Origin of the sequence: Bradyrhizobium sp. 191, from assembly GCF_023100985.1 — a bacterium.
GTDB lineage: Bacteria > Pseudomonadota > Alphaproteobacteria > Rhizobiales > Xanthobacteraceae > Bradyrhizobium > Bradyrhizobium diversitatis.
The window spans coordinates 4,303,632-4,327,259 of sequence record NZ_CP064692.1 but is presented as its reverse complement, the minus strand read 5'-3'; the positions used below and the strand labels follow the sequence as shown (position 1 = coordinate 4,327,259).

The window sequence follows — 23,628 nt, the reverse complement described above, 5'->3', positions numbered from 1 at the left end:
GTCGTCCCGGACAAGCGCGCCTCAAGCGCGCGCAGATCCGGGACCCATAACCACAGGGTTCAGTTTGGCGAAGACTCGTGGTTACCGGCGTCGCGTCATAACCACTCCCTGTGGTTATGGGTCCCCGCGTTTCGCGGGGACGACACCGTTGTTTTGGTGGGCAGTGTGCCTCTTGCGGCTCACTGTCCCGGCTTGATCGCCCAGCTCACATTCACCGTCACCGATAGCGTTTCCTCGCCGGGTGCCACCGCCGCCTGCGGTGCTGCAGCCATTGGCGCTGCCATGCGGCCCTTGAACAGCGGCACCGGGCCGCCGCCTTCGGTGACGCTGAGCGGCGCGCCCAGCGTGACGCCGGCGGCCTTGGCATAGACCTCCGCCTTGCGTCGTGCATCGGCGATCGCCTGCTCGCGTGCATCGTCGAGCAGCTTTGACGCCTGCGTCACCTCGAACGAGATATTGCCGATATCGTTAGCGCCGGCGCTGACCAGCGTATCGATGACGCCGGCAACCTTGGTGACGTCGCGAATCTTCACGGTGACGCGGTTGCTCGCGCGGAAGCCGACCACGGGCGAGGCGCCGGTGGATTTGTTCTGGCCGTATTGCGGCTGCAGCGACAAGCGCGATGTCTGGTAGTCCTTCTCGGCGATCCCTGCGCCCTTCAGCGCCAGCAGCACCTTGCCCATCGCGGCGTTGTTGGCGTCAGCAGCTTCCTTCGCCGTCTTGGCATCGTTGGCGACGCCGGCATCGATCTGCGCGAGATCGGGGGCTGCGGAAATCGTGGCTTCGCCGCTCACCGAAATGGCGGACGGGAAATCATCGGCGCGTGCGGGCGCCGTCAGCAGTGCGGTCGCGAATATGGCGGCGAGCAGGGCAGGCTTTTTCATCGGTCTCACTTCAGCGGCACGAAAACATTGATCACGAGCTTGTCCTCGGCCGTCTTCAGGGGATCGGTGAGGTACTCCTCGATGAAGGTGTCCTTGGCTTCCAGCTTCTTGTCGTCGAGGTGGTTGGTGATCGCCTCATAGGTGTTGTCCATGTTGTCGTACGAGCCGCGATGGACGAATTTCAGGGCCTTGCCTTCAGGCGATTTGCCGATGCTCATGTCCTTGGACAAGTTCTTCGGATCCTGGTCGACCGGGATCTCGGCAAGGAAGGTGAAGCCGGTGTCGTCGGTCGAGGTGTAGACGATCATCGCATTGCCGGCCGGCTTGATGCCCTGCTTGTCCAGCAGCGTGTTGAGGGCCTTGAAGGCGTCGATCAGCGTGTCGAAGGCCGAGTCCCAATTGGCAGTGCCCTTGACCATCACGACCTTCCTGGGCTCGAGCGTGGTCTCGAGGCCGAAGGGATCGGCGGTCTGCACCGGGGCGGGCGTCGCGGCGGCCGCCGGGGGGCGGGGGCCGTCGGGGCGGGGGGACGGTGAAGCGCTGGCCGCCGGCGACGGGCTTGCCGCCGGAGCTGGCGAAGCGCTTGCGGCTGGGGCGGGTGCCGCCGACGGCGCAGGCGAGGGGCTTGCCGACGCGGCCGGTGCCGGGCCGGGTGTCTGTGCCGGAGCCCCGGACAGGCCAATCGACATGGCCGCCGGGATCAGCGCGGCCAGAGCGAGACGACGAAAACTGGTCATTCTATTCTCCCCAAGGCCTGGATTTACCAAGGCCCAAATTCATCAAGGCCTTACCCACCAAGGCCTCAACCTGGCCGCGCGTCCCGGTTCGCGCGAACCGCGCCGTTCTAACACGCGAGCTCCGAATTCGTCCCATGACAGATGCGTCATGGCAGGCACCTTGGCCGATGTCCTGGTTCGCGGCCGCAAATCACTGGCCAAGCCGGCAAGGATCGCCATATAAGGCGGGCGAAATTCGGGAATTTTCATGAGCGCGCTGGCCAACCACGCATTTGCCAAGATGAACGGCATCGGCAACGAGATCGTCGTTGTCGACATGCGCGATTCCGCAGGCCGGGTGACGCCGGACGATGCGCGGGCGGTGGCGTCTGCGCAAGGCGGCATCGCCTATGACCAGCTCATGGTGCTGCAGAAGCCGCGGCTGGACGGCACCGAGGCCTTCATCCGCATCTACAACAATGACGGCTCGGAGGCCGGCGCCTGCGGCAACGGCATGCGCTGCGTGGTGCGCCGCATCTTCGAGAATACCGGGCAGACCGCCGCGACCTTCGAAACGGCCGCCGGCCTGCTCAATGCCTGGCAGGGCCCAGCGGCCGATCTCTACACCGTGGATATGGGTGTGCCGAAGTTCGGCTGGCAGGACATTCCGCTGGCGGAAGAGTTTCGCGACACCCGCTACATCGAATTGCAGATCGGCCCGATCGACAATCCGATCCTGCATTCGCCCTCCGTGGTGAGCATGGGCAATCCGCATGCGGTGTTCTGGGTCGAGGACGTCAACGCCTATGACCTCGAACGCTTCGGTCCGCTGCTGGAAAACCATCCGATCTTCCCCGAGCGCGCCAACATCACGCTCGCCCATATCGTCGATCCCCAGCACATCACGATCCGCACCTGGGAACGCGGTGCCGGCCTGACCAGGGCGTGCGGTTCGGCGGCCTGTGCCACGGCGGTTGCCGCCGCGCGGCTGAAGCGCGCCGAGCGCAAGGTCGAGATCACGCTGCCCGGCGGCAAGCTCGGCATCGAATGGCGCGAGCGCGACGATCACGTGCTGATGACGGGCACCGCGACCTTCGAATATGAGGGCCGTTTTGATCCGGCGCTGTTCGCGCCTGTCACGTGATGGGCGTCGAGGTCGTCACCTTCGGCTGCCGCCTCAACGCCTTCGAGGCCGAGGTGATCCGCAGCAAGGCGGAGGGCGCAGGCCTTTCCGACACCATCGTCATCAACAGCTGCGCCGTCACCAACGAGGCGGTGGCGCAGGCGCGCCAGTCGATCCGCAAATTGAAGCGCGAGCGGCCCGGTGCGCGCATCGTCGTCACCGGCTGTGCCGCGCAGACGCAAGCTGCGATGTTCGCCGACATGGCCGAGGTCGACCGTGTCGTCGGCAATGACGACAAGATGCGCGGCGAAGCGTGGAGCGCGACGCAGGCGGCGTTCGACGTCGGCGCCGGCGAGAAGATCGCCGTCAGCGACATCATGGCCGTCAGGGAGATGGCGCCGCACCTCGTCGACGGCTATGCGAGCGGCCTGCCGCGTGTGTTCGTGCAGGTGCAGAACGGCTGCGACCATCGCTGCACCTTCTGCATCATCCCGTTCGGCCGCGGCAATTCGCGCTCGGTGCCGATGGGTTCCGTGGTGGAACAGGTCCGGACACTGGTCGAGCGTGGTCATGCCGAGATCGTGCTGACCGGCGTCGACCTCACCAGCTACGGCACCGATCTGCCGGGAGCGCCGAAGCTCGGCATGCTGACCAGGCAGATCTTGCGGCATGTGCCGGAGCTGAAGCGCCTGCGCATCTCCTCGATCGATTCGATCGAGGCCGACAGCGATCTGCTCGACGCCATCGCCGACGATTCGCGGCTGATGCCGCACCTGCATCTGTCGCTGCAATCGGGCGACGACATGATCCTGAAGCGCATGAAACGGCGGCATTCGCGGCAGGATGCGATCGCGTTCTGCGACCAGGTTCGCCGTCTACGCCCGGACATCGCCTTCGGCGCCGATATCATCGCGGGCTTTCCGACCGAGACGGAGGAGATGTTCTCGCGCTCGCTCGACCTCGTCGAGGAATGCGACCTGACGTTCCTGCACGTCTTTCCCTATTCGCCGCGGCCCGGCACGCCGGCGGCGCGGATGCCGCAGGTTGCGGGCGGTGCGATCAAGGAGCGCGCAAAGCGGCTGCGGGCCGCTGGCGAAGCGGCGTTGCGGCAGCGGCTGCAGGCCGAAATCGGCGCAACGCGCGATGTGCTGATCGAGCGTGACGGGCAGGGCCGCACGGAGCATTATCTGCCGGTGGCTGTTGCGGGCGAGCGGGTCGGAAGCATCGTGCGGCTCAGGATCGCCGGCAGTGATGGCGAGCGGCTGACCGCGTAACCGCGCTGTCGTAAGTGCGCCACGCTTTATCCGCGACGTCGTCCCTGCGAACGCAGAGACCCATACCGCGTGATCTATCGGTTGCGCGCGGTGCTCGTCCCAATCAAGCTGAGCGACTGACGGCCGTCGCCAAACTTCTCCCTGTGGCTATGGGTCCCTGCGCCCCGTGCGCAATTGCGCACTAGGCAGGGACGACACCGAGGGTGTGGATACGCCGTGACTGCAACGCGCGTTCCTACGACGCCCGCACCTGCCAGAACCGCAGCGTGCGCCGCGCGTCCTCCGTCGTCATTCCCGCAAAATGATTCTGCGCCCTGGCGAGATCGGCCGGCTTCATCGCGCCCGTCGCGAATCGGCTTTCGAGCACGGCGCCTGTCGTCTCCCAGCTGAGCTGCGCGGCCTTGCACGACACCAGCAGGCCGTCCTCCCGCACGCTCTGCATCAGGGGGCGAACCACATCGACCGTCGACCCGGATAGCGCCGCAAGGGTCGCCACCGTCTCCTCATAGCGCCGTTGTCTGGCGAAGCCGAGCAACGCCGCCTCGTCAAGCTGGCCGGTTGCCTTGAGACCTGCGATGGCGCGCTTGGCGCCTTCGAAATCACGGACACCGGACATCTCGCGCTCGACGCCGATGGTGACGGCCGCGATCGCGCTCCGGATTTCCTCGAACAGATGCGGCGGCGCGCGCGACAACAGGCGGGCGCGCACGGCGTCCGTCGCCGAGCGCAGCAATCGGCGGCGCAGATCCGATGGCAAATCGACCCGAACGCCGACGCTGACGGCGAGCTCCGGATCGTTCTCGGCCTGTCCGACGATGACGGCAAATCCGCCCCCGGAGACGCGCGCGCCGGGATTGGCGGCGAGCCGCCGGCTGACGCTGGGATAGCGGCGCGCCAGCAGCGCGTCGGTGACGATCTCCTTCAGCCACCAGCGGCCGGCGATCGCGAGCAGATGCGGCTCGCCCTTGCTGGAGGCGATCCTCACCAGCTCGCCGTCGTCGAGGCGCGCGGATTCCTGCAGCACGGGACCGGCGATGCGGATCTCGTCATTGCTGGCGAGGCGGCGGATCACGGACGGCGGTGCCTGCGCGACCGGCGCGAGCTGGGCGCTGATCTCGGCGAGCGCGATGCGTGCGCCCATGTCGGCGATGGCGCGCAGCTCGATGGTGCCGATCAGGCGCTCGAGCACGTCGTCGAACAGTGCGATCTGCTCGTCGTCAAAGCTGCCGGCGGAAGACAGGAACAGGTCGGTGACGCGGCGGGCCGTCTCCAGCCCCTTTTCCGGCGAGCCTGCCCGAATCGCGGATTCGACCTCGTCGATGATCGATTGCTGGGCCTTGGACATCACGCGCTGCTCGTCCTGAGCGGTTAACGGAAGCTTTTTCTAAGCAACCGCTATCATTAGAGAGGAGCGCTGAAGGTTTGGTAAACCATGGCCGGGACGCGGTCGTTGCAGCGAGATGCCGCTGCGAATGCGGTGCGCTCCCTCCCCCGCCTGCGGGGGAGGGCTGGGGAGAGGGTGTCTCCACAACGGGACGATCCCCCAGAGGAAAGAGCCCTCACCCGCGCCGGAGCCTGTCATCGGGCGCGCCTTCGGCGCGACCCGGTGGGCGCGACCTCTCCCGCAAGCGGGAGAGGTGAACAGCGCCTACTCCCCATTCCACCCGCAGGCCCTGAGCTTCTCGTGCATGTGCGGCGGGGCGGGCGCCACGACGCGGACCGGCTCCTTGTTCCGGGAGATCGGCACCACGATCTCGCGGGAATGCAGGTGCAGCTTAGGCTCGCCGAAGCGCGGGCCGTTGCCGTAAATGTTATCGCCGAAGATCGGCCAGCCGGTCGCGGCCGAATGCACCCGCAATTGGTGGGTCCGGCCGGTGACGGGTTCCATGGCGAGCCAGGTCAAACCCTCGCCCCGGCCCATCACCTTCCAGTTGGTGATGGCCTTCTGCCCTTCCGGGTCGGGCTTCTGCCACCACCCGCGCTCGGCATTGAGCCGGCCGAGCGGCATGTCGATGGTGCCTTCGTCTTCAGCGGGGCCGCCCTCGACCACGGCCCAGTAGGTTTTGCCGATCTTGCCATGCTTGAAGAGCAGGCCGAGCGACGCGGTCGCCTTGCGATGGCGGCCGAGCACGAGGCAGCCGGAAGTGTCCTTGTCGAGCCGGTGAGCCAGCACCGGCGGTCGCGGTAAGCCGAAGCGGAGCGCGTCGAAGGAATCCTCGAGGTTCGGCCCACCCTTGGGGCCGCGATGCACGGGAAGGCCGGCCGGCTTGTCGATGACCAGCATCAGCCCGTCGCGATGGAGCACGCGGCTCAAGATCTCGTCAGCGGTCAATTCGGGAACATCGAGCAATTGCAAGACTTTCGTTTGGAAGCGGGAACGGCTAACACGCCTCCATGAACGATACCACTTCCGAGACCCCCAAGCTGAGCTGGTGGCGCCGCCTGTCCAACGGGCTGAAGCGCACGTCTTCCTCGCTGGGGACCGCGGTCGCCGACCTCGTCACCAAGCGCAAGCTCGACCGCGCCATGCTCGACGACATCGAGGACGTGCTCTTGCGCGCCGACCTCGGCACGCAGGTCGCGGTCCGGATCGCGGACGCGGTTGGCACCGGCCGCTATGACAAGGCGATCTCGGCCGACGAGGTCAAGGACGTCGTCGCCACCGAGGTCGAGAAGGTGCTGGCGCCGGTCGCGAAGCCGCTCGAGATCGATGTTGGCAAGAAGCCGTTCGTCATCCTCGTCGTCGGCGTCAACGGCTCCGGCAAGACCACCACGATCGGAAAGCTTTCGCAGAAATTCGCGTCCGAGGGCCGCAAGGTGATGCTGGCCGCCGGCGACACGTTTCGCGCGGCGGCGATCGAGCAGCTCAAGGTCTGGGGCGAGCGGACGAAGACGCCCGTCATATCAGGTGCGCAGGGCTCTGATTCGGCCAGCCTCGCCTTCAACGCGCTGACGGCGGCGAAGGAGCAGAACATCGACGTGCTCCTGATCGACACCGCCGGCCGCCTGCAGAATAAGGCCGAGCTGATGAACGAGCTCGAAAAGGTCGTGCGCGTCATCCGCAAGGTGGACGCAACCGCGCCGCATGCGGTGCTGCTGGTGCTGGACGCCACCGTCGGCCAGAACGCGCTGTCGCAGGTCGAGGCCTTCCATCGCACCGCAGGGGTCACCGGCCTCGTGATGACCAAGCTCGACGGCACGGCGCGCGGCGGCATCCTGGTGGCGCTCGCGGAGAAATTCAAACTGCCGGTGCACTTCATCGGCGTCGGCGAAGGCGTCGACGATCTCGCGCCGTTCACCGCGCGTGACTTCGCCCGCGCCATCGCCGGAATCGAGAGCTGAAGAATGGACAAGTCCCAGCCGCATCCGCTGTTCAAGCTCGCGACCGAGCTCGGTCCGCTGCTCGTGTTCTTCTTCGTCAATGCGAAGTTCAATCTGTTCGCCGCGACCGGCGCATTCATGGTCGCGATCGTGGTGGCGATGGTCGCCTCCTATGTGGTGACGCGCCACATCCCGATCATGGCGATCGTGACGGGCGTGATCGTATTGGTGTTCGGCACGCTGACCCTGGTGCTGCACGACGAGACCTTCATCAAGGTCAAGCCGACCATCATCTACGGCCTGTTCGCCGCGATCCTCGGCGGCGGCCTGTTGTTCGGCCGCTCCTTCATCGCCGTGATGTTCGACCAGGTATTCAACCTGACCCCGCAGGGCTGGCGCATCCTCACGCTGCGCTGGGCGTTGTTCTTCGCCGGCATGGCCGTGCTGAACGAGATCGTCTGGCGCACCCAGAGCACCGACTTCTGGGTGAACTTCAAGGTGTTCGGCGTGACGCCCATCACGATGATCTTCGCCATCGCCCAGATGCCGCTGACCAAGCGCTACCACCTCGCGCCGGTATCGCTGGAGACCAGCGAGGCGGAGGCGGGGGATGTGAGCAAGGGGTAGAGCAAAACGTCGACCCACATACCGCCGTCATTCCCCGCGAAGGTTCCAGTACGCCGCGAATTCTCCATATACGTCTGACGTCTCTGGAATACTGGATCGCCCGATCAAGTCGGGCGATGACAGTTGGGTGTGTCGCACGAGAGCTGTGATCAGCTCCCCGCCTTCAGCGCCTTCTCCATCTGCGGCATCAGCACCGTCCGCAGATTGTCCGGCGTGACCGGCCCCACCAGCTTGTAGACGATGGTGCCCTCGCGCCCGACGACGAAGGTTTCCGGCACGCCATAGACGCCCCATTCGATCGAGGCGCGGCCGTTCGCGTCCACGCCGACGCGGCCGAACGGGTTGCCGTAGCGGCCGAGGAAGCGGCGCGCATTGTCGGCGGCGTCCTTGTAATTGATGCCGACCAGTTGGAAGCGCTTGTCCTTGGCGAGCTCGGTCAGGAGCGGCGCCTCGTCATGGCACGGCACGCACCAGGACGCCCAGACGTTGACCAGGCTGACCTTGCCCTTGAACGCGGCGGGATCGAGCCCCGGCACCTGGGTGCCGTTGTCCTGCAATCCCTCCAGCGGCGGCAGCGCCGTCTGCGGCGCCGGCCGACCGATCAGCGCCGAGGGGATCCGCGAGGGATCGCCGCTGCCGAGCCGGAACCAGAACAGCAGCGCGAGTCCGATGAAGGCGATCAGCGGCAGCACCATCAGGAAGGTGCGGCGCTGCGGCGGGGCGGAAGTCGATTGATCGCTCATCGCAGCTCCGTCGCGCTGCGGCCTGAACGGCGGGTGATGCCGCGCTCCTCCAGTTCGCGCAGGCGCTGCGTCTGGCTGCGATAATCGAGCACGATCCAGCCGATCAGGATCGCGACCACGGCGGCCGCCGCGGCATAGGACGTCACGATGAAGGAGGCGTAGGGACCGAGCGACATGATCAAGCGGCCCCGACTTCGTTTGAAGCGCCTTCACCACGCGAACCGCTTTCGCCCGAGAACGCGATGCGGCTCGCCTGCATCATCTGCAGCGAGCGGACGCGGCGGCGCAAAATCTCATTGCGCATCGCAGCCAGGTGCAGCGTGACGAACAGCAGCGTGAACGCGATCGCCATCACCAGCAGCGGAATCAGGAACGACTTGTCGAGGGCCGAGCCGCCCATCCGCATCACCGAGGCCGGCTGGTGCAGCGTGTTCCACCAGTCGACCGAGAACTTGATGATGGGCAGGTTGATGGCACCAACCAGGGTGAGCACCGCCGCGGCGCGTGCCGCGCGCGAGGGATCGTCGACCGCGCGCCACAGCGCCATCAGGCCGAGATACATCAGGAACAGGATCAGCACCGAGGTCAGCCGCGCATCCCATTCCCAATAGGTGCCCCACATCGGCCGGCCCCACAGCGAGCCCGTGAGCAGCGCGAGGAAGGTGAAGCTGGCGCCGATCGGCGCTGCCGCTTTCGCGGCGACATCGGCGAGCGGATGCCGCCACACCAGCGTGCCCAATGATGCGATGCTCATCACGCCCCAGACGAACATCGACAGCCAGGCATTGGGCACGTGGATGAACATGATCTTCACGGTCGCGCCCTGCTGGTAGTCGTCGGGCGCGAGCGCGGATTGATAGAGGCCGATCGCGAGCAGGATGACGGTCGCGGCCGCGAGCCACGGCAACACCCGCGCCGTCAGGGCGAGGAACCGTGTCGGATTGGCGAGGTCGATCAGCGTCATGGTATCCTGATAATCACCGGGGGCCGCTCAGGCAATCAGCACGAAAGGCCGCAGCGAAAATTGATCGGAGTCAAGGTCGGTCGAGCCCATCTCAATCGAGACCATGGCGCAGGCTCGCCGCCGCCGCGAACGGGCCGACGACGAGGCTGACCAGGGACAGCGCACAGAGGATCGAGAACGGTGCCCCGAACGTCATGGGACCGACGATCACGGCCTGCGAGGCGGCAACGCCGAAGATCAGCACGGGAATCGACAGCGGCAGCACGAGAACGGCCATCAGCAGCCCGCCGCGATGCAGCGTCACCGCCAATGCCGCGCCGATCATGCCGGTCAAGGTCAGGGCCGGCGTGCCCGCCAGCAGCGTCAGCGCCACTGCGCCGGTTGCGACCATGTCGAGGTTGAGCAACAGGCCGAGCACGGGGGTTGCGACAATCAGCGGCAGGCCGGCGGCCAGCCAATGCGCCAGCGCCTTGGCCGCGCAGGCGAGTTCCAGCGGCGTCCGGCTCATCGTGATCAGGTCGAGCGAGCCGTCCTCATGATCGGCCATGAACAGCCGGTCCAGGGTGAGCAGGCTCGCCAGCAGCGCGCCGAGCCACAGGATCGCCGGCCCCAGCCGCGACAGCAGCGCCAGATCCGGCCCCACCGCGAACGGCATCAGCACTACCACGGTCAGGAAGAACAGCACCCCGATCAGCGCCCCGCCGCCAACGCGCAACGCGATCCGGATGTCCCGGCGGATCAGGGCGGAAAGGGCGGTCATGGAGTGGCCCTTCCGGCGGTTGGGAAAACCTTCGCCGCCGGCCCCAGGGACACTGCGCTCCCTCCCCCCCTGTGGGGGAGGGCGGGGGAGGGGGGTAGCCCCGGGCGAGATGTGTGCTTAGCGCGAGCCTCCAGCAACCGAAAGCCCACTTTCCCGACGCTAGAGTCGAGAGGCCGCGCCGTGTGGCACCCCCCTCCCTGGCCCTCTCCCACAAGGGGGGAGGGAACGGAGAGGCCGGAGCCCGGCCGCTTGGAAAGCTGAGGGTATGGCCGCATCACGCCACACCCCCGATCCGCAGCTCCCGCGATTCGATCCCCAACGGGGCGTGGGTGGCCGCGACGATGAGGCCGCCGGCGGCCAGGTGCTCGCGCATCAGGCTGCCGAACATGTCCTGGCCGGCCACATCCAGCGCATTGGTCGGCTCGTCCAGCAGCCAGACCGGGCGGCGGACGGTCAGCAGCCGGGCCAGCGAGAGCCGGCGGCGCTGGCCGGCGGAGAGGAAGCCGGCGGGCAAATGGGTGGCATGGTCGAGGCCGACTTTGGCGAGGTTTTCAGCTGCGTCACTGCGCTCCCCGCCCAAGAAATCAGCCCAGAAGACCAGATTTTCCGCAACGCTCAGCGCCGGCTTCAGGGCATCGCGGTGGCCGAGATAGTGGCACTGCTCCGGCACCGTCAGCTCGGCGTCGCCCCCGTCCAGCGCGATCGTCCCGGCGGCGGGAACGAGCAGGCCTGCGATCAGCCGCAGCAGCGAGGTCTTGCCCGATCCGTTGCGACCCGTCACCGCCACGGCTTGGCCCGAGGCGGCCGCGAATTCGAGGCCGGCGAACACCTCGCGTCCGCCCCGCACGCATCTGAGCCCGTGACCTGAAAGCCGCATCTCGCCTCGTTTCGACCCGCTCAAAGCCAGGGCCTCAGGAAATCTTGGGGTAGCGCATGGGAATTTTTGGCTCGCGGATTGCTGCGGCACGATTGTGGCTGTGGCGGCGCCGTTAGAAAGCTTCTATAAGCCCGGAACTACTTGATGCAGCAACTCAACCTGCCCCTGCAAGCGGCCCAGCCTGATACGCTGACGGTGTTAAAATACCCTGCCGGGTATAACTAACAATTGGGATCTCCTACATGACCTCGCTCGACAGCTTCAAATGCAAAAAGACCCTCAAGGTCGGCGCCAAGACCTATGTGTATTACAGCCTGCCCACGGCCGAGAAGAATGGTCTGAAGGGAATTTCGAAACTTCCCTATTCGATGAAGGTCCTGCTCGAGAACCTGCTGCGCAACGAGGACGGCCGCTCGGTCAAGAAGGAAGACATCGTCGCGGTGTCGAAATGGCTGCGCAAGAAGTCGCTGGAGCATGAGATCGCCTTCCGTCCCGCGCGCGTCCTGATGCAGGACTTCACCGGCGTGCCCGCGGTGGTCGACCTCGCTGCGATGCGCAACGCGATGCAGAAGCTCGGCGGCGATGCCGAGAAGATCAACCCGCTGGTCCCCGTCGATCTCGTCATCGACCACTCCGTGATCGTGAACTTCTTCGGCGACAACAAGGCCTTCGGCAAGAACGTCACCGAGGAATACAAGCAGAACCAGGAGCGGTACGAGTTCCTGAAGTGGGGCCAGAAGGCCTTCTCGAACTTCTCCGTCGTGCCGCCTGGCACCGGCATCTGCCACCAGGTCAACCTCGAATATCTGGCGCAGACGGTCTGGACCAAGAAGGAGAAGATGACCGTCGGCAAGAAGACCGGCACCTTCGAGGTGGCCTATCCCGATTCGCTGGTCGGCACTGATTCGCACACCACCATGGTCAATGGTCTTGCCGTGCTCGGCTGGGGCGTCGGCGGCATCGAGGCGGAAGCCTGCATGCTCGGCCAGCCGCTGTCGATGCTGCTGCCCAACGTCGTCGGCTTCAAGCTGAAGGGCGCGCTGAAGGAAGGCGTCACCGCCACCGACCTCGTGCTCACCGTGACGCAGATGCTGCGCAAGCTCGGCGTGGTCGGCAAGTTCGTCGAGTTCTTCGGCCCGGGCCTCGACCATCTCTCGGTCGCGGACAAGGCCACCATCGCCAACATGGCACCCGAATATGGCGCGACCTGCGGCTTCTTCCCGGTCGATGCCGCCGCGCTCGATTATCTCAAGACCTCCGGCCGTGCCTCGGCCCGCGTCGCGCTGGTGCAGGCCTATGCCAAGGCCCAGGGCCTGTTCCGCACCGCCAAGTCGCCCGATCCCGTGTTCACGGAAACGCTGACCCTCGACCTCGGCGACGTCGTGCCGTCGATGGCCGGGCCGAAGCGTCCCGAAGGCCGCATCGCGCTGCCCACGGTCGCGGACGGCTTCTCGCTCGCGCTCGCCAGCGAGTACAAGAAGGCCGAGGAGCCGGCCAAGCGCTTCCCCGTCGAAGGCAAGAACTTCGACATCGGCCATGGTGACGTCGTGATCGCCGCCATCACCTCCTGCACCAACACCTCGAACCCGAGCGTTCTGATCGGCGCCGGCCTGCTCGCGCGCAATGCGGCTGCGAAGGGCCTGAAGGCCAAGCCGTGGGTGAAGACCTCGCTCGCCCCGGGCAGCCAGGTGGTCGCGGAATATCTCGCCAATTCCGGTCTGCAGCCCGATCTCGACAAGGTCGGTTTCAACCTGGTCGGCTTCGGCTGCACCACCTGCATCGGCAATTCCGGCCCGCTGCCGGAGGAGATCTCGAAATCGATCAACGACAACGGCATCGTCGCGGCTGCGGTGCTCTCCGGCAATCGCAACTTCGAAGGCCGCGTCTCGCCGGACGTGCAGGCGAACTACCTGGCCTCGCCGCCGCTGGTCGTCGCCTACGCGCTCGCCGGCAGCGTCACCAAGAACCTCGCCACCGAGCCGCTCGGCGAGGGCAAGGACGGCAAGCCGGTGTACCTGAAGGACATCTGGCCGACGACGAAAGAGATCAATGCCTTCATGAAGAAGTTCGTGACCGCGTCGATCTTCAAGAAGAAGTATGCCGACGTGTTCAAGGGCGACACCAACTGGCGCAAGATCAAGACGGTCGAGAGCGAGACCTATCGCTGGAATATGTCGTCGACCTATGTGCAGAACCCGCCTTATTTCGACGGCATGAAGAAGGAGCCGGAGCCGGTCACCGACATCATCGAGGCGCGCATCCTCGCCATGTTCGGCGACAAGATCACCACCGACCACATCTCGCCGGCCGGTTCGATCAAGCTCACCTCGCCCGCCGGCAAATATCTCAGCGAGCACCAGGTGCGTCCGGCCGACTTCAACCAGTACGGCACGCGCCGGGGCAACCACGAAGTGATGATGCGCGGCACCTTTGCCAACATCCGCATCAAGAACTTCATGCTGAAGGGCGCCGACGGCAACATTCCGGAGGGCGGCCTGACCAAGCACTGGCCTGACGGCGAGCAGATGTCGATCTACGACGCCGCGATGAAGTACCAGCAGGAGCAGGTGCCGCTGGTGGTGTTCGCCGGCGCCGAATACGGCAACGGCTCCTCGCGCGACTGGGCCGCGAAGGGCACGCGTCTGCTCGGCGTGCGCGCCGTGATCTGCCAGAGCTTCGAGCGCATCCACCGCTCCAATCTGGTCGGCATGGGCGTGCTGCCGCTGACCTTCGAGGAAGGCACCTCGTGGTCGTCGCTGGGCCTGAAGGGCGACGAGAAGGTCACGCTGCGTGGCCTCGTCGGCGACCTCAAGCCGCGCCAGAAGCTGACCGCGGAGATCGTCTCCGGCGACGGTTCGCTGCAGCGCGTTTCGCTGCTCTGCCGCATCGATACGCTGGACGAGCTCGACTACTACCGCAACGGCGGTATCCTGCACTACGTGCTGCGCAAGCTCGCGGCGTAAGCGCGGATTTGTGAACGATGGCTCACTGCGAAGTGAGTAGAAGCCCGAACGAAGGCGGCCTATCAAAGGCCGCCTTCGCGCGTTTGCGGTACGTTTCAGATGGGCCCGCCCGGCGGAAAACCTTCCCTTGGACGGTTGGCTGGACGGACGAATGTACCGCGCCCCGTAAGACTACGGTGACCATCCGGCGATAAGATTCCCCTTCCCACGAGCAATGGTGTGCGGCGTTCGACATGACGACAATGACGGCTTCTCATCCGATTTCGCGCTGGTCCAATGCCCTCTGGACGGGAGCCATCGGCATCTGTGCGATCGTCGCCGTCATCCGCCCCGCGCACGCTGATCCCCGCGCCGTTGTTGAATTGTTTACCTCGCAGGGCTGCTCCTCCTGCCCGCCCGCCGACCAGATCATCGGCGATCTCTCGAAAGATCCGTCAATCATCGCGTTGAGCATGCCGATCGACTATTGGGACTATCTCGGCTGGAAAGACACGCTGGCGGATTCGCGCTTCTCTGCACGGCAGCGTGCCTATTCGCGCATGCGCGGCGACCGCGAGGTCTACACGCCGCAGGCCGTCGTCAACGGCTCCACGCATGTCATCGGCAGCGATCGCGCCGGCATCGAGAATGCGATCGGCAAGACCGACAAGGGCAGTGGCGTGATGAGCGTGCCGGTGACGATGTCACTCTCGGGTAAGCACATCAACGTTTCGGTGGCCGAAAGCAAGGAGCCCGCGGTCTCGCACGGCGAGGTCTGGATCTGCTCGATCGCCAAGTCGGTGCCGATCGCGATCACCCGCGGAGAGAATCGCGGACAGCAGGTCACCTATCACAACGTGGTACGCAACCTGCTCAAGGTCGGCGACTGGACCGGCCGTCCGGAAAGCTGGACGGTGCCGATCGAGAACCTCACGCGCGATGGCGTCGACGGCGCGGTGGTCTATGTCCAGGACGGCAGCCGGGAGAAGCCCGGCCCGATGCTGGGTGCGGCGTACACGTCGCTGCATTGATATTTTTCTAGCGTCGCACTCTGCTCTCGACCCTCATGGTGAGGAGCGCGCACTTGCGCGCGGCGGACGATGCTGCGCATCGCCGTGAGAACCGTGAAAGGCCCCGCGAATGCAGTTCGGCCTTCATCCTTCGAGACGCCGCGCGAAGAGCGCGGCCCTCAGGGGAGAGAGTCGTCGCCCGGATGTTCGGAGAGAGGCCGCGCCGGACACATCCCGACACAAACAAAAAAGGACCAACTTGCGTTGGCCCTCCTTGCCGTGCGCACAGACCCGATCCTGTTCGACCCCGGGGGGCTGGGGGCTGAGGAATCCGGAACCGAAAGGACCGGGTCAACGCACGGGACTCTATATCGCAGTGCAGGGCGGCGGGCGGTGGGCGGAAAAGCGGCGATACTATGATTCCTGCTAACGATCCCGTGACGGTTTGCCGCGACAAAGTTCCACCCCTGCGTGTGCCCTGACTCGCAGCCGATTCGGTGGGTTGAGCCCCTTGCGGCGCGGAACGGTTGGCGCAATCATGCAATTGTCATGAGCGCGGTTCCGGGGACGGTCTTCGCGGACGCGGTCGTGGCGTGCGATGAGGAGGCGCTTCCCATGAGCCTGATGTCGGAGGATGCCGATCCGAGCGAGCAGCGCGCGGCGGCGCGTCCCGCCGCTGCGAATGCGCAGCCGAACCGGGTGACGTTCAACCGGCTCGAGCTGCACCGGATTCTCAATCTCTACGGCCGCATGGTTGCGGACGGCGAATGGCGCGACTACGCCATCGACTTCCTGAAGGACCGCGCCGTGTTCTCGGTCTATCGCCGCGCCTCGGAAGTGCCGATCTATCGCATCGAGAAGGACCCGCGGCTCGCGCGCAAGCAGGGCATGTACAGCGTGATCTCGGCGACCGGGCTGATCCTGCGCCGCGGCCACGAGCTTGAGCGCGTGTTGCTGGTGATCGATCGGAAGCTGGCGGTGGTGTGACGACCATTAGCCGTCATTCCGGGGCGATGCGCAGCATCGAACCCGGAATCTATTGAGCGGCACAGAAGTTGGATGAATGGATTCCGGGCTCGCGGCTTCGTCGCGCCCCGGAATGACGAACGAGAAGGGGACGACTGCCCTACTTCCCCGGCACCGTGCTTGCGCCCTCGCCGAGGTCGCGCTGCATCATCACCGTGTCCAGCCAGCGGCCGAATTTCAGCCCGACATTGGGATGCGTGCCGATCATCTTGAAGCCGCACCTGGTGTGCAGGCCGATCGATCCGGCGTTGGCGGAATCGCCGATCACCGCGATCATCTGGCGAAAGCCGCGCGCCTCGCATTCGGTGATCAGCCGTTCCAGCAGCAACGAGCCGACGCCGCGGCGGTGGAAGGAGGGATCGAGATAGATCGAGTTCTCCACCGTGAAGCGGTAGGCTGGCCGCGGCCGGTAGGCGCCGGCATAGGCGTAGCCGGCGACGCGGCGGTCGAGCATGGCGACGAAGTGGGGATAGCCGCCGTCGATCAGCGTGCGGTAGCGACGCGTCATCTCGGCGAGGTCGGGCGGCTCCAGCTCGAACGTCGCCGTGCCCTCGCGGACGGCCTGCTGGTAGATGGCGGTGACGGCGGCAAGGTCGGCCTCGGTGGTGGGCCTGATTTCGGGTGCGGACATGGGGCGGAGATTAGAAGCTTCGCGAGGCCGCTGGAAGAGGACTCGGCGCATGCACACTCGTCATTGCTAGCGTAACCTCCTCCGCCGTCATTCCCCGCGAAGGCGGGGAATCCAGTACGCCGCGGCCTCTCGGTCATCACGACGGCCTCTGGAATACTGGATCGCCCGCCTTCGCGGGCGATGACATCGAGCGTGTGGCGAGCTCCGCCCACAAACAAAAACCCCGGCCTCTCGGCCGGGGTTCATGTCGTTCACTCAGGTCGTTGCGCTTACTCGCGCTGGCCAAGCAGCTGCAGCAGCAGCGTGAACAGGTTGATGAAGTTCAGGTACAGCGACAGCGCGCCGGTGATGGCCGCACGCTCTGCGATGTCACCGCCGGCCGAGGCGTAGCCGTAGATGTAGTCGTTCTTCAGCCGCTGCGTATCCCAGGCGGTGAGGCCCGAGAACACCAGCACGCCGACCACCGACACGATGAACTGCAACATCGAGCTGGCCAGGAACAGGTTCACCAGGCTGGCGAGGACGACGCCGATCAGGCCCATGAACAGGAACGAGCCCATCCCGGTGAGGTCACGCTTGGTGGTGTAGCCGTACAGGCTCAGCGCACCGAAGGTCGCCGCGGTGATGAAGAACACCCGCACGATCGAGGTGTGCGTGAACACCAGGAAGATCGACGACAGCGAGATGCCCATCAGCGCCGAGAACACCCAGAACAGGATCTGGGCGGTCGAGGGGGCGAGACGGTTGATGCCCGCCGAGATCACGAACACCATCGCGAGCGGCGCCAGCATGAACAGCCACTTCAGGGGGCTGACGAACATGGCGTAGCCGAACGGCGTCAGGAACAGCTTGCCGACGCGGACCGCTTCCGGGGTCGCAACGTCGGTCACGGCGGCCATGTAGACGCCGAGGGCGGCAAGGCCAGTGATGGCCAGGCCAATGGTCATGTAGTTGTAGATGCGCAGCATGTAGGCGCGCAGGCCGGCATCGACCGTCGCGGCGTCAACACGCCCGGCGGCCCTGCCGAAAGGAGAAGCGTAGTTACGGTCTAGGTCCGACATGGTCGAAATCCCGCTGGTTGGCCGGTCCGGCATGAGGGTCGCCATGCCGCCGGTTCGTCAAATTCTATCTCGGATACCGGATGCCAGCCGACTAAATTTTGGCTAACAATCGGGACTCCGAACCCATTCGATATGTGGGAAACTAACACATTCGCTGCAACCGTCCACGCGCGGCCGAATGTCGCCCTCACCCACAATCCAGACGAGCAGTCGTGGTTAATCGCAGGAATCGTGCGATTCCGCTCCCGTGTGGCGACCCGCTACATTTTGTCACAAATTCCGCAACACCGTCGCGGGCTTTTTGTTCAGTGCCAGCAGCGTGCCGGCAAGGCCGAGCCCGACGGTGACGACCAGCGCTGCCGCGACCACGCCGGCCGCGCTGCCGGCCTGCCAGACGAAGCTGAGCGTCATCAGCCGCGTCACGATCATCCAGGCCGCGATGCTGCCGGCGATCACGCCGAACACCGCGGTGGCAAGCCCGATCAGGAGGTACTCCAGCGCATAGGCGCCGAGCAGCCGCAGCCGCGTCGCGCCCAGGGTCTTCAGGATCACCGCATCGTAGACCCGGTGGCGGTGGCCGGCTGCGAGCGCCCCGCCCAGCACCAGGATCGCCGAGATCAGGGTGACGGCACTGGCGCCGCGGATCGCCAGCGCCAGGTTGGTCACCACCGAGCCGACCGTCTCCATCACCTCGCGCACGCGCACGCTCGTCACCATCGGATAGGCGTCGGCCACCTGCTTGATGATCTTGCCGTCGCCCGCGGCATTGCCGCCGGCCTCGGTCAGCGTTGCGATATGGGTATGTGGGGCACCCTTGAAGGCGTTCGGCGAGAAGACGAGGACGAAGTTGATGCCGAGCCCTTGCCAGTCGATGGTGCGCAGATTGCCGATTCTCGCCGGGATGTCGCGGCCGAGCACGTTGACCACGATCTCGTCGCCGAGCTTGAGGCCGAGTCCGTCGGCGATCTTCTTCTCCATCGAGACCAGCGGCGGCCCGGAATAATCGGCGCTCCACCATTCGCCCTCGACCACCTTGGAACCTTTCGGCAGGTCGCCGGTGTAGGTCAGGCCGCGGTCGCTCTGCAGCACCCATTCGGAATCGGTGGTCGGCTTGAGTTCCTCGGCGCGGACGCCGCGCGCGGCGACGATGCGCCCGCGCAGCATCGGCACGTCCTCGACCTTCGCGCCGGGCGCGATCTGGCGCAGATAGAGGTCGAACTGCTCGGCCTGCGCGCTCGGAATGTCGATGAAGAAAAAGGATGGCGCCTGATCGGGCAGAGCTGCGAGGAACTGCCGGCGCAGATTGCCGTCGATCTGGGTGATGGTGACGAGCACGGCGAGCCCGAGCCCCAGCGACAGCACGACCGAGGGCGTCAGCGCGCCGGGCCGGTGGATGTTGGCGATCGCCAGGCGCAGCATCGGCAGCCGCGTCCGCGGCAGCCGCCGCGCGATTGTCATCAGCAGGGCGGCGATGCCGCGCAGCAGGGCGAACACGACGACCGAGGAGGCGACGAATACCGCGGCGATGCGCTTGTCGAAGGAGAGGCCGATCACGACCGCGATGAGCAGGGCGATCACGAGCCCCATGAACAGGAGATAGCCCAGGCGCGGCCGGTGCCATTCCGAGCTGATGGTGTCGCGGAACAGCGCCGCGACCGGCACGTCGTGCACGCGGCCAAGCGGCCACAGGCCGAAGGCCAGCGCGGTCAAGAGGCCGTAGACGAAGGACAGCGCGAGCTCGTCGGCATGCACGGCCGGCACCACCGGCAGCGGGAGCAGCTTGCCGAACAGGCCGACGATCCCAAACGGCATGGCGGCGCCGAGCACGAGGCCGATCACCGAGCCGATGCAAGCGAGCAGCATGACCTGGGCAAGATAGATGCCGAACACGTCGCGCCCGGTGGCGCCGACGGCCTTGAGGGCCGCGATCACCTCGAGCCGGCGGTCGATATGGCTCTTCACGGCATTGGCGACGCCGACGCCGCCGACGAGAAGGGCGGCGAGGCCGACCAGGGTCAGGAACTGCGTGAAGCGGCTGATGTTGCGCTCGAGCTGCGGCGAGGCATTGGAGCGGCTGCGGATCTCCCAGCCGGCCTGCGGCGCGGCGTTGCGGGCGTCCGCGATGAAGGCTTCGGTGGCGCGCTCGCTGTTCGCGGCATCGGGCAGCTTGACCCGGTAGACCCAGCGCACCAGGCTGCCGGGCTGGATCAGGCCGGTGGCGCGCAAGGCCGCCTCGCTGATCAGGAAGCGCGGCCCGAAGCCGATGCCGCCGGCGAGCTTGTCGGGCTCGGCCTCGACCGTCGAGCGGATCTGGAAGGTCGCCGAGCCGATGGTGACGCGGTCGCCGGTCCTCAGCGAGAGCCGCGCCAGCAGCGTCGGATCGGCGGCGGCGCCGAACGCGCCGTCACGCTCCGCGAGCAGGTCGGACATCGGCAGGGGCGGTGTCAGCGTCAGCTGGCCCAGCAACGGATAGGTGTCGTCGACCGCCTTCATCTCGACCAGCGCCAGCTTGCCGTCGGTCGTGCGCGCCATGCCGCGCAAGGTCGCCGCCGTCGACAGCGTGCCGCGCGAGCGCAGGAAGGCGACCTCTTCGGGCTTGGCCTCGCGCTGGAACAATACGAAGGAGACGTCGCCGCCGAGCAGCGTGCGGCCTTCGCGCGCGAGGCCGTCGGAGAGGCTCGCGGACACCGAGCCGACGCCGGCGATCGCCATCACGCCGAGCGCGATGCAGGCGATGAAGACATAGAAGCCGCGCAGGCCCCCGCGCAATTCGCGTAAGGCGTAGCGCAGCGACAGCGCAACGCCGCCCGGCCTCGCGAATGGTTCGACTGCCGCGCTCATGCCGGCGCAGACTGCGTGTCGATGCGCCCCGAGCGCAGGCGGATGACGCGATCGCAGCGATGCGCGAGCGAGGAATCGTGCGTGACCAGCACCAGGGTCATGCCGCGCTCGGCGTGCTTGCTGAACAGGAGATCGACGATCTGTTTTCCGGTTGTCTCGTCGAGATTGCCGGTCGGCTCGTCGGCGACGAGGATCGCGGGATCGGGCGCCAGCGCGCGCGCGAGCGCAACGCGCTGCTGCTCGCCGCCGGAGAGCTGCGTCGGATAGTGATGCAGGCGGTCGCCGAGCCCGACCGATTGCAGCTCCTGCGCCGCGCGCCGCGCGGCATCGGGATTGCCGGCAAGCTCGAGCGGCACGGCGACGTTCTCCAGCGCCGTCATGGTCGGAATCAGGTGGAAGGACTGGAAGACGATGCCGACCTGGCGGCCGCGGAAGCGGGCCAGCGCGTCCTCGTCGAGGGCATTGAAAGGCGTGCCTGACACCACCACCTCTCCGCTATCAGGACGCTCCAGCCCCGCCATCACCATCAGCAGCGTGGATTTGCCCGAGCCTGACGGGCCGATCAGGCCGATCGTCTCGCCCGAGGCGACCCGCAGGCTGATATCCTTGAGGATGTGAACGCGTGCCGCGCCCGTGCCCAATGAGAGATTGACGTTGGAGATGGCGATGGTGTCCGCGGCGGTAGCGGCGAGCGAAGAGGGGTCGATGCGAGTGTCCATGGTCCGGTCATATGGCAACTTCGATAGCGCGGTCGAGGGGCGTTACGGATTGTTCATGCACATAGCCGTGTTGATGCTCGCCTTGATGACGATCGCGCCCCCCGCCTGGGCGGAAGCCGCAAAGCCGATCAGGCTCGTCGTTCTCGGCGATTCCCTCAGCGCCGGTCTGGGCCTCCCGGCCCAGGAGGCATTCCCCCAGAAGCTCAAAAAATCGTTACAGGCCAAGGGTATAGACGTCGACATGATCAATGCCGGGGTGTCCGGCGACACCTCCTCCGGCGGTCGCGACCGGCTCGACTGGTCGGTGCCCGACGGAACCGATGGCGTCATCGTCGAGCTCGGCGCCAACGATGCGTTGCGCGGTATCGATCCCGACCTGCCGCGCGCCGCGCTGACCGACATCATCCAGCGGCTCAAGGCCCGCAACATCGCGGTGATGCTCTGCGGCATGCTGGCGCCGCCGAATTACGGCGCCGACTATGCCGCGCGCTTCAATTCGATTTATCCGGATCTGGCGAAAAAATTCGACGTGCCGCTCTATCCGTTCTTCCTCGAAGGCGTTGCCGCCGACGCCAAGCTCAACCAGGCCGACGGCATTCATCCGACGGCTGAAGGCGTCGACATCATCGTCGGCAACATCATGCCCACCGTGGAGGCATTTCTTGGCACGATCGCTGAGCAGCGGCGTTGAAAAGCAGGCAGCGCTAACCCTAATTCCCAGGGTTTTACCGGAGTGAGGCGAGCGATGCTTCGCAGAGTCACACAACTGCGATAGGAATCAGGGTACCGGTGATTCGTCGCCGGCTCTAATTTGGATATGGTCCTTGCCTTGAGGGCTGTGCCCAAGCATCGGGAGTGCGAAACGATGCCGCGTTTGTTCACGGGTCTGGAAATTCCGGCCGAGATCGGCCAGTCGCTTTCCAACTTGAGGGGCGGCCTCCCCGGCGCCCGCTGGATCGATCCCGAAAATTATCACGTCACCTTGCGCTTCATCGGCGATATCGACGGCGCCTCCGCCAACGAGATCGCCTCCTTGCTGTTTCGCGTCGACCGCAAGCCGTTCGAGGTGAAGGTGCAGGGGCTCACGAGCTTCGGCGGCCGCAAGCCGCGCGCGGTGGTCGCCACCATCGCGCCGAGCAAGCCGCTGATGGAATTGCAGGCCGAGCTCGAACGCATGATGCAGCGGATCGGCCTCGATCCGGAGGGACGCAAGTTCATCCCGCACGTCACGCTGGCCCGCCTGCACGATGCCTCCGACCGCGACGTCGCCGACTATCTGTCGCTGCGCGGCTACTTCCCGAGCAAGGCATTTATGGCCGAGCGCTTCGTGCTGTTCTCGTCGCGCGCATCGACGGGCGGCGGACCGTATGTGGTCGAGGACGCCTACGAGCTGTGTGAGTAGGCCCAACTCGGTGGCATTACCGCGGCAGCGCCGCGCCTGCTCGCCTGATGCCGGTCTTTGCGAAGTCCTCACCTTTGAACAGCAAGGGTTCGCCGCGGGTCATAGCCAGCGCATAAGAGAAGCAATCACCGTAGTTGAGCGACGCGGCGTGTCGTCCCTTTCCGTAGCGCCGCCAGGCCCGCCGCGCTGCATCGGCTTGCGCGGCATCGACGGCAACGATCTCCGCGCCCATCTTGACGAGCCAGAGATCGAACTCACGCCCGCCTGCTTCCCCAAGCCGCGTCTCGATCACCATCGTCGCTTCAATCACAGTCGCTGCAGAGATCAAACGGATCGGATCGTCTACAATCAAGCGTTCAATATCGCCTGCGTCGGCTTCGTTCAGAGCGATTGCCACGATCGCCGACGTATCGATCACCATCAGCGTGGCAATCCATGCTCGTCATATCCGAGAATTTCCTCCGGCGTGCGGTCGTCCACGACGCGCATTTCGCTCCAGCGCCGCCTGATTTCGGCCAGATCTTCGAGCAGCGCGTCCTTGCTCGTTTGAGCATTGAGCCGGCGCAATCGCTCCTCGATGGCGCGCCTCGTCGCGGTCGTGATGTTCTCGCCAGTCAATTGCGCCAGACTCCGCGCCAACTGCTCAGTTTCGGGGTCCTTGATGCTCAGCGCCATATCGCGGCTCCTTGGTTCCTGAATAGGTATAT

The 23,628-nt window shown here is 65.8% G+C and carries 24 protein-coding genes; 9 read left to right on the top strand and 15 right to left on the bottom strand.

Annotated elements, in window-relative coordinates; genetic code table 11:
- Window positions 1-179 precede the first annotated feature (179 nt).
- Window positions 180-884, bottom strand: a complete 705-nt coding sequence (locus IVB23_RS20090) for an SIMPL domain-containing protein (RefSeq protein WP_247799776.1) — start codon at window positions 882-884, stop codon at window positions 180-182.
- Window positions 885-889: 5 nt separating this feature from the next.
- Window positions 890-1,621, bottom strand: a complete 732-nt coding sequence (locus tag IVB23_RS20085) for a GyrI-like domain-containing protein (RefSeq protein WP_247799775.1) — start codon at window positions 1,619-1,621, stop codon at window positions 890-892.
- A 247-nt stretch (window positions 1,622-1,868) separates the two neighbouring features.
- Here IVB23_RS20085 and dapF point away from each other — a divergent pair, with 247 nt between their 5' ends.
- Both dapF and mtaB read left to right on the top strand, forming a co-directional pair.
- A complete protein-coding gene (gene dapF, locus IVB23_RS20080) occupies window positions 1,869-2,744 on the top strand; it encodes a diaminopimelate epimerase (RefSeq protein ID WP_247799774.1) in 876 nt (291 codons plus the stop codon).
- Window positions 2,744-3,997, top strand: a complete 1,254-nt coding sequence (gene mtaB, locus IVB23_RS20075; protein WP_197969277.1) for a tRNA (N(6)-L-threonylcarbamoyladenosine(37)-C(2))-methylthiotransferase MtaB — start codon at window positions 2,744-2,746, stop codon at window positions 3,995-3,997. The genes dapF and mtaB overlap by 1 nt, the downstream gene beginning before the upstream one ends.
- Before the next feature lie 235 nt (window positions 3,998-4,232).
- Here mtaB and IVB23_RS20070 read toward each other — a convergent pair whose 3' ends face one another.
- Together IVB23_RS20070 and IVB23_RS20065 are read right to left on the bottom strand one after the other, a co-directional pair.
- A complete protein-coding gene (locus IVB23_RS20070) occupies window positions 4,233-5,342 on the bottom strand; it encodes a DUF2336 domain-containing protein (RefSeq protein ID WP_247804939.1) in 1,110 nt (369 codons plus the stop codon).
- 303 nt (window positions 5,343-5,645) lie between these two features.
- Complete coding sequence (locus tag IVB23_RS20065; RefSeq protein WP_247799773.1) at window positions 5,646-6,347, bottom strand: RNA pseudouridine synthase; 702 nt, start codon at window positions 6,345-6,347, stop codon at window positions 5,646-5,648.
- A gap of 44 nt (window positions 6,348-6,391) precedes the next feature.
- On the opposite strand from IVB23_RS20065, the gene ftsY reads away from it, so the two are divergent.
- On the top strand, window positions 6,392-7,339 hold the full coding sequence (gene ftsY / locus IVB23_RS20060; protein WP_061880178.1) for a signal recognition particle-docking protein FtsY: 948 nt from the start codon (window positions 6,392-6,394) through the stop codon (window positions 7,337-7,339).
- A 3-nt stretch (window positions 7,340-7,342) separates the two neighbouring features.
- Complete coding sequence (locus IVB23_RS20055) at window positions 7,343-7,945, top strand: septation protein A (protein WP_061880179.1); 603 nt, start codon at window positions 7,343-7,345, stop codon at window positions 7,943-7,945.
- Window positions 7,946-8,094: 149 nt separating this feature from the next.
- Here the strand turns inward: IVB23_RS20055 and IVB23_RS20050 are convergent, their stop codons facing one another.
- From IVB23_RS20050 to ccmA, 5 genes are all read right to left on the bottom strand, one after another.
- Window positions 8,095-8,688, bottom strand: a complete 594-nt coding sequence (locus tag IVB23_RS20050) for a DsbE family thiol:disulfide interchange protein (RefSeq protein WP_061880180.1) — start codon at window positions 8,686-8,688, stop codon at window positions 8,095-8,097.
- Window positions 8,685-8,870, bottom strand: a complete 186-nt coding sequence (ccmD, locus tag IVB23_RS20045) for a heme exporter protein CcmD (protein ID WP_028177747.1) — start codon at window positions 8,868-8,870, stop codon at window positions 8,685-8,687. Before ccmD ends, IVB23_RS20050 begins: the two co-directional genes overlap by 4 nt.
- Window positions 8,867-9,652, bottom strand: coding sequence for a heme ABC transporter permease (locus IVB23_RS20040; RefSeq protein ID WP_197969273.1), 786 nt, complete (start codon window positions 9,650-9,652; stop codon window positions 8,867-8,869). Before IVB23_RS20040 ends, ccmD begins: the two co-directional genes overlap by 4 nt.
- Window positions 9,653-9,743: 91 nt before the next feature.
- Window positions 9,744-10,412, bottom strand: coding sequence for a heme exporter protein CcmB (ccmB, locus tag IVB23_RS20035; RefSeq protein WP_247799772.1), 669 nt, complete (start codon window positions 10,410-10,412; stop codon window positions 9,744-9,746).
- 274 nt (window positions 10,413-10,686) lie between these two features.
- Window positions 10,687-11,289 (bottom strand): heme ABC exporter ATP-binding protein CcmA, encoded by a 603-nt coding sequence (gene ccmA, locus IVB23_RS20030; protein WP_061880183.1) that lies wholly within the window; start codon window positions 11,287-11,289, stop codon window positions 10,687-10,689.
- A 242-nt stretch (window positions 11,290-11,531) separates the two neighbouring features.
- On the opposite strand from ccmA, the gene acnA reads away from it, so the two are divergent.
- The 3 genes from acnA to IVB23_RS20015 all read left to right on the top strand — a co-directional run bounded on the left by acnA (window position 11,532) and on the right by IVB23_RS20015 (window position 16,228).
- Entirely contained in the window at window positions 11,532-14,252 is a 2,721-nt protein-coding gene (gene acnA, locus IVB23_RS20025; RefSeq protein WP_061880184.1) for an aconitate hydratase AcnA, read from the top strand.
- A 233-nt stretch (window positions 14,253-14,485) separates the two neighbouring features.
- A complete protein-coding gene (locus tag IVB23_RS20020) occupies window positions 14,486-15,262 on the top strand; it encodes a DUF1223 domain-containing protein (RefSeq protein WP_061880185.1) in 777 nt (258 codons plus the stop codon).
- A 594-nt stretch (window positions 15,263-15,856) separates the two neighbouring features.
- Window positions 15,857-16,228 carry a DUF2794 domain-containing protein gene (locus IVB23_RS20015; RefSeq protein ID WP_028177741.1) on the top strand — a complete coding sequence of 124 codons (372 nt, stop codon included), beginning with the start codon at window positions 15,857-15,859 and terminating at the stop codon, window positions 16,226-16,228.
- Between the two features lie 139 nt (window positions 16,229-16,367).
- Here IVB23_RS20015 and IVB23_RS20010 read toward each other — a convergent pair whose 3' ends face one another.
- From IVB23_RS20010 to IVB23_RS19995, 4 genes are all read right to left on the bottom strand, one after another.
- The gene (locus tag IVB23_RS20010) at window positions 16,368-16,898 is read right to left on the bottom strand and encodes a GNAT family N-acetyltransferase (protein WP_247799771.1); all 531 of its coding nucleotides are present in this window, start codon (window positions 16,896-16,898) and stop codon (window positions 16,368-16,370) included.
- Between the two features lie 269 nt (window positions 16,899-17,167).
- Complete coding sequence (locus IVB23_RS20005; RefSeq protein WP_061880287.1) at window positions 17,168-17,959, bottom strand: Bax inhibitor-1/YccA family protein; 792 nt, start codon at window positions 17,957-17,959, stop codon at window positions 17,168-17,170.
- A 270-nt stretch (window positions 17,960-18,229) separates the two neighbouring features.
- On the bottom strand, window positions 18,230-20,800 hold the full coding sequence (locus IVB23_RS20000) for an FtsX-like permease family protein (RefSeq protein ID WP_247799770.1): 2,571 nt from the start codon (window positions 20,798-20,800) through the stop codon (window positions 18,230-18,232).
- Window positions 20,797-21,519: an ABC transporter ATP-binding protein gene (locus tag IVB23_RS19995; RefSeq protein ID WP_194390809.1), complete on the bottom strand. Its 723-nt coding sequence runs from the start codon at window positions 21,517-21,519 to the stop codon at window positions 20,797-20,799. The genes IVB23_RS20000 and IVB23_RS19995 overlap by 4 nt, the downstream gene beginning before the upstream one ends.
- A 55-nt stretch (window positions 21,520-21,574) precedes the next feature.
- Between IVB23_RS19995 and IVB23_RS19990 the strand changes: the two genes are divergently transcribed.
- On the top strand, window positions 21,575-22,210 hold the full coding sequence (locus tag IVB23_RS19990; RefSeq protein WP_247804938.1) for an arylesterase: 636 nt from the start codon (window positions 21,575-21,577) through the stop codon (window positions 22,208-22,210).
- Window positions 22,211-22,384: 174 nt separating this feature from the next.
- Window positions 22,385-22,921, top strand: coding sequence for an RNA 2',3'-cyclic phosphodiesterase (gene thpR / locus IVB23_RS19985; protein WP_061880189.1), 537 nt, complete (start codon window positions 22,385-22,387; stop codon window positions 22,919-22,921).
- 16 nt (window positions 22,922-22,937) lie between these two features.
- Here the strand turns inward: thpR and IVB23_RS19980 are convergent, their stop codons facing one another.
- Together IVB23_RS19980 and IVB23_RS19975 are read right to left on the bottom strand one after the other, a co-directional pair.
- A complete protein-coding gene (locus IVB23_RS19980; RefSeq protein WP_061880190.1) occupies window positions 22,938-23,342 on the bottom strand; it encodes a type II toxin-antitoxin system VapC family toxin in 405 nt (134 codons plus the stop codon).
- Entirely contained in the window at window positions 23,342-23,596 is a 255-nt protein-coding gene (locus IVB23_RS19975; RefSeq protein ID WP_061880191.1) for a type II toxin-antitoxin system VapB family antitoxin, read from the bottom strand. The genes IVB23_RS19980 and IVB23_RS19975 overlap by 1 nt, the downstream gene beginning before the upstream one ends.
- Window positions 23,597-23,628 lie beyond the last annotated feature (32 nt).